Genomic DNA, 5,283 nt, shown 5'->3' with positions numbered 1-5,283 from the left:
CCGTCACGGCTGCCGCCCGGCTTGCCGCTCCAGCCGCCGCCATTGCCGCCGCCGTAGCTGCGGCCATTGCCGTTGCCGCCATGACCGCCGCCCGGCTTGCCGCCGAAACGGCGACCGCCGTTACCGCCGCCCGGACGGCCGCGACCACCGGTGCCGCCGTTACGCGGGGGCGACTTGCGCGGCTCGAAACCTTCGATCACGTTGACCGGCAGCGGCGAGCGCACGAAGCGCTCGATGCGCTTGAGCGCGCCTTGCTCGGCGTGGTGCACGAGGCTCACCGCGATACCCGAACGGCCCGCGCGGCCGGTACGACCGATACGGTGCACGTAGTCTTCCGCGAACTTCGGCAGGTCGTAGTTGAACACGTGCGTGATGCCCGGGATGTCGATGCCGCGTGCCGCGACGTCGGTGGCAACCAGCACGCGCACACGGCGCTCGCGCAGCGCACGGATCGTGCGGTTGCGCGCGCCCTGCGGCAGATCGCCGTGCAGCGCGGCCGACTCGAAGCCTGCGTCGGCGAGACGGCCGGCGAGCTGGTCGGCGTCGATCTTGGTCGCCGTGAAGATGATCGCCTGGTCGAGCGCGTCGTCGCGCAGCAGGTGATCGAGCAGGCGATCCTTGTGATCGCGGTCGTCGACGTAATGGACGGTCTGCGCGATGTTCGCGCGCGATTCGAGGCGCTGCTGGATCTCGATCCGTTCCGGATCCTTCAGCAGGCGGCTCGTCAGCGAACCGATCTTGCCGTCGAGCGTGGCCGAGAACAGCATCGTCTGGCGCGATTCCGGCGTGGCGGCGACGATCGTTTCGATGTCTTCGATGAAGCCCATGTCGAGCATGCGGTCGGCTTCGTCGAGCACGAGCATCTTCAGTTCGGACAGGTCGATACGGCCGCGCTCGAGGTGATCGAGCAGCCGGCCCGGCGTGGCAACTAGGATTTCCGGGTTCTTCGCGAGCAGCATCAGCTGCTGGCCGTAGGCGACGCCGCCCAGGATGCTGACCGTGCGCAGGCGCTTCAGGTGCTTGCCGTACGTCGATGCGGCCGTCGTGACCTGCATCGCGAGTTCACGGGTCGGGGTCAGCACGAGCAGGCCCGGGCGGGCGACGGGTTGCGGGCGGCGCACGCGGCGGTCGCCCTGGTTCGGTTCACGCGGCGCGCGCGGCTGCTGCGCCTGCGTCTTCTGGAGCTGCGCGAAACGTTCGATCGCGGGCAGCATGAATGCGGCCGTCTTGCCCGAACCGGTCGGGCTCGACACCAGCAGGTCGCGGCCGGCGATGCCGGCCGGAATCGCGCGCTGCTGGACCGGCGTCGGCTTCACGTAGCCGGCGGCCTGCAGCGCGGAGACGATCTCCGGCGACAACCCGAGCGACGCGAAGCTCGGCTCGTCCGACGCCGGTTCGACCGCGGCCGGTGCGGCGGCGTCGTCGAGACCGAGCGCCTGGTCGGCGATCGCGTTGAGCGGGCTGGAGTTGATGCTCGAAGTCATAACAATCCTTGAAACACAGTGGGTGAAACGTCGGCGCCAATCGCGCATACCCAAGTCGTCGGATTCAGCGAGCAAATCGGGAAACGGGTGCAATCCGCCGAACCGTCGGCGGATGAGGCATTAGAAGCTGTTTTGGGTGCGGCGCGCTTCAGGAGCGGGGCCGCCAGCCTAGTTGACGACCGCAAGGGTCGAAGCAGGAGGGGACAGGTTCTAAACCGGATTGGAGCTTAACGCTACGAGGCGTCGGGCCGGAACGGCTTGCGAGCCGAGCGCGGGAGGTGACGCAGGCCGCATTATAAAGAAATTTGCTGCGCTGCGCCACTGATTTGATTGCCGATTGCGGCGGCGTCGATTCCGTCAGGACGCCGTGCCGTTTTTCAGCGATTCGACGAGTTCGATGTACTGCTGCTTCGCCGCATCCTGCGACGTACCCTTCAGCGCTTCCCAGGCATCGTACTTGTATTTGCCGACGATGTCGGTGAAGCCCGGCTTGTCGCCGTGCGCATCGCCGTCGGTCGCCTGCTTGAAGAGCGCGTACAGGCGCAGCAGGGTCAGGTTGCCCGGCCGTTCCGTCAGTTGCTTGACGTCGATCTGGGCCTGGTCGAATTGGGCGGTGAGTTCGCTCATCGGGTGTCTCCGTAAGGGTTTCAGATCGGCCGATCTTAACAAGCGGGCCGTCGCGCGGGGTCGAGCGATCCTTCCAAACCGCCGCCGGCGCCGCCCGCGCGCACAGATCGGGCCCGATCGCCCGTGGGAGCGGGGCGGCGCATTACAATGTCGGCCATGACGCAAACAGTGCTCCTCGCCATCGATACGTCGACCGAATACTGCTCGGTCGCGCTGCTGCGCTCGGCCTCGGCCGATGACGCCGTTTCCACCCCGCAAACCTGGGTCCGCCACGAGCCGACGGGCGCCGTGTCGAGCACGCGCGTGCTGCCGGCGATCCAGGAACTCTTCGCCGAATCCGGGCTGACGCTCGCCGACTGCGACGCGATCGCGTTCGGCGCGGGCCCTGGCTCGTTCACGGGCCTGCGTACCGCGACGGGCATCACCCAGGGCCTCGCGTTCGGTGCAGGGCTGCCGGTCGTGCCGATCGGCACGCTGCTCGCGTGCGCCGAGCATGCGCGGCTGCGCGCGCCCGGCACGACTCGCGTGCTCGCCGCGCTCGACGCGCGGATGGACGAAGCCTACTGGGCGGATTTCGAATGGGACGACGGCGCCGGTGACTGGCGTACGCTACATCCGGCGTCGCTCGACGCGCCGGGCGCCATCGGCGTACCCGATGCGCCGTTCACGCTCGCCGGCAATGCGGCCGCGGCGTTCGGCGCGCAGTTGCCGGCCGCCGCGCGGGCGGCCGCGATCGACGGCGAGGCGCTGCCGCATGCGCTGGCGGTCGCGCATGCCGCGCTGCGCGCGTTCCGCGCCGGGCGGGCGGTGCCGGCCGATCAGGCCGCGCCCGAATACGTGCGTGACAAGGTCGCGCAGACCACCGCCGAGCGCATCGCGGCACGGGCCGCGCAGACGGGCGGAGCGAAGGGATGACGGGGGTCCTGCTGAGCGACCGCTATCTGGCGCCGATGACGGACGCCGACCTCGACGAAGTCGTCGCGATCGAGCACGTCGCGTACGAATTTCCGTGGAGCCGCGGCAATTTCGAGGATTCGTTGCGCAACGGCTATCTGGGCGTGTGCCTGCGGCACGTGACCGGGTCGCTCGTCGGCTATTGCGTGCTGATGCCCGTGGTCGACGAGATGCATCTGCTGAACCTGTGCGTCGCGCCGACCGCACAGCATGCGGGCGCCGGCCTCGCGCTGCTGCGCGAGGCGGTGCGCATTTCTCGCGCGGAGGGGCTCGACGGCGTGCTGCTCGAAGTGCGGCCGTCCAATCCGCGCGCGATTCATCTGTACGAGCGCTTCGGTTTCGTGACGATCGGCCGGCGCAAGAACTACTATCCGGCGAAGCATCGCAGCCGGGAGGACGCGATCGTGATGCGTCTGACGCTGAACAAGGACGAGGGGGACGCGCATGGCGTGGGGTGAAGCGGCGCTCGAGGAACTGGGCCTCGCGCAGATCTGGGTGCGGCGCGGGCAGCGCGCGGACGAAGGCGCGGCAGCCGACGCGCCTGCCGTCGCGCAAACCGCGGCGCCCGACGACGGTACCGCCGTCGCCGCCGAGCGGCCGGTGCGTGCAGCGCATGCGCCGGCACAGGGCGACAGGCCGACGGCCGTCGCGCGTGGCGCTGCCGATGGTTTGCCGGCTCGCGAGTCGCGGGCGCCGGCGCACGGTGTAGTCGACGGCGATCGTCCGTCCGCGCAGGCTGCATCGATCACATCGCCCGCATCGACCGATACGATGCCGCCGAAGGATGAGGCACCGCCGGCGGGAGACGACGATTTCGCGTGGTTCGACGCGGCGCCGCCGGGCGAATCCGTGCCCGTGCCGGCCGCCGAATCGCGCCCCGCCGGCACACCGGTCGCCGTGCTCGACTGGGATGCGCTGGCCGCGCGCGTGGCCGACTGCACGCTGTGCCGTCTGTGCGAGAAGCGGACCAACACCGTATTCGGCGTCGGCGATCGCGAAGCGGACTGGATGCTGATCGGCGAAGCGCCGGGCGAGAACGAGGACAAGCAGGGCGAGCCGTTCGTCGGCCAGGCCGGCAAGCTGCTCGACAACATGCTGCAGTCGCTCGCGCTCAAGCGTGGCGACAACGTGTACATCGCGAACGTGATCAAGTGCCGGCCGCCCGGCAACCGCAACCCGGAGCCGGACGAGGTCGCGAGCTGCGAGCCGTATCTGCAGCGCCAGGTCGCGCTCGTGAAGCCGAAGCTGATCGTCGCGCTCGGCCGTTTTGCCGCACAGACGCTGCTGAAGACGGACGCAAGCATCGCGTCGCTGCGCGGTCGCGTGCATGCGTACGAGGGTGTGCCGGTGATCGTCACCTATCACCCGGCGTACCTGTTGCGCAGCCTGCAGGACAAGTCGAAGGCGTGGGCCGACCTGTGCCTCGCGCGCGACACGTTCAAGCGTGCGGAAAGCGCCGACACGAACGGCCCGGCCGGGCCATGACGACCGGCGCGGCGGTCGCGTTCGTCGATACGCTGCATGACGCCGCGGTGCGCGATCTGGGCTGGCTGCTCGCCAGCCCGAGCCTGCTTACCGCGGTACCGGGCGCGCCGCTCGCGCGCCCATGGCCGGATGCAACGGGCCAAGCGGCCGTCGAAGCGTGGCTCGCCGCGCTCGATGCGCAGCCCGGGCCGCTGCATCGCGCGCTCGACGGGTTTCGGCCGACCCGGCTCGGCCGCTACGCCGAATGCCTGCTCGAGTACTTTCTGACGCACGGGCCGTCGCTGCGGCTCGTCGCGGCCAATCTGCCGCTGCGCAGCAACGGCCGCACGCTAGGCGAAGTCGATTTTCTCGTCGATACGCCCGACGGCCGACGCCTGCACTGGGAACTCGCGGTGAAGTGCTATCTGTGCGCGCCGGTCCGCGACGGCGCATCGCTCGCCGACTTCGTCGGCCCCAATCTCGTCGATCGGTTCGACCGCAAGCGCAGCCGGCTGCTCGACCACCAGTTGCGGCTCGGCGAACACGACGGCTTTGCCCGGCTCGGCTACGGCGCCCCGGCCGACGCGCAGATGTTCATCAAGGGCTGGCTGTTCCATCCGTACGGCGCGCCGGTGCCGCCGGTGTCCGTCGAAATCGCGCCGGATCATCCGCGCGGTTTCTGGCTGACGCACGGGCAGTGGCCGGCATGGGCGGCCGCGCAGCGTGACGGCGCGGCATGGAGCGTATTACCGAG

General features: G+C 69.6%; 6 protein-coding genes. 4 read left to right on the top strand and 2 right to left on the bottom strand.

Annotation, left to right across the window (positions count from 1 at the left end; genetic code table 11):
• Both H3O04_RS33670 and H3O04_RS33665 read right to left on the bottom strand, forming a co-directional pair.
• A partial coding sequence (locus H3O04_RS33670; RefSeq protein ID WP_202589335.1) for a DEAD/DEAH box helicase occupies positions 1–1,484 on the bottom strand: 1,484 nt, incomplete at its 3' end.
• 357 nt (positions 1,485–1,841) lie between these two features.
• Positions 1,842–2,111 carry an acyl-CoA-binding protein gene (locus H3O04_RS33665; protein ID WP_006478462.1) on the bottom strand — a complete coding sequence of 90 codons (270 nt, stop codon included), beginning with the start codon at positions 2,109–2,111 and terminating at the stop codon, positions 1,842–1,844.
• 147 nt (positions 2,112–2,258) lie between these two features.
• Between H3O04_RS33665 and tsaB the strand changes: the two genes are divergently transcribed.
• The 4 genes from tsaB to H3O04_RS33645 all read left to right on the top strand — a co-directional run.
• Positions 2,259–3,026: a tRNA (adenosine(37)-N6)-threonylcarbamoyltransferase complex dimerization subunit type 1 TsaB gene (gene tsaB, locus H3O04_RS33660; RefSeq protein WP_011549519.1), complete on the top strand. Its 768-nt coding sequence runs from the start codon at positions 2,259–2,261 to the stop codon at positions 3,024–3,026.
• Positions 3,023–3,523: a ribosomal protein S18-alanine N-acetyltransferase gene (gene rimI / locus H3O04_RS33655; RefSeq protein WP_202589334.1), complete on the top strand. Its 501-nt coding sequence runs from the start codon at positions 3,023–3,025 to the stop codon at positions 3,521–3,523. The genes tsaB and rimI overlap by 4 nt, the downstream gene beginning before the upstream one ends.
• The gene (locus tag H3O04_RS33650) at positions 3,510–4,550 is read left to right on the top strand and encodes a uracil-DNA glycosylase (protein ID WP_077179469.1); all 1,041 of its coding nucleotides are present in this window, start codon (positions 3,510–3,512) and stop codon (positions 4,548–4,550) included. The genes rimI and H3O04_RS33650 overlap by 14 nt, the downstream gene beginning before the upstream one ends.
• Positions 4,547–5,283, top strand: a 737-nt coding sequence (locus tag H3O04_RS33645; RefSeq protein WP_202589333.1) for a DUF1853 family protein, incomplete at its 3' end; no start/stop codon positions are given. The genes H3O04_RS33650 and H3O04_RS33645, both read left to right, overlap by 4 nt.

Source organism: Burkholderia sp. KCJ3K979, assembly GCF_016759955.1.
GTDB classification, from domain to species: Bacteria; Pseudomonadota; Gammaproteobacteria; order Burkholderiales; family Burkholderiaceae; genus Burkholderia; species Burkholderia orbicola.
The sequence above is the reverse complement of the archived record's forward strand: the minus strand, read 5'-3'. Positions and strand labels throughout refer to the sequence as shown.

Bases quoted from the DNA above. Each gene is read 5' to 3' on its own strand.
- H3O04_RS33665 (WP_006478462.1), bottom strand. From the start codon at position 2,111: ATGAGCGAACTCACCGCCCAATTCGACCAGGCCCAGATCGACGTCAAG.
- tsaB (WP_011549519.1), top strand. From the start codon at position 2,259: ATGTCGGCCATGACGCAAACAGTGCTCCTCGCCATCGATACGTCGACC.
- rimI (WP_202589334.1), top strand. From the start codon at position 3,023: ATGACGGGGGTCCTGCTGAGCGACCGCTATCTGGCGCCGATGACGGAC.
- H3O04_RS33650 (WP_077179469.1), top strand. From the start codon at position 3,510: ATGGCGTGGGGTGAAGCGGCGCTCGAGGAACTGGGCCTCGCGCAGATC.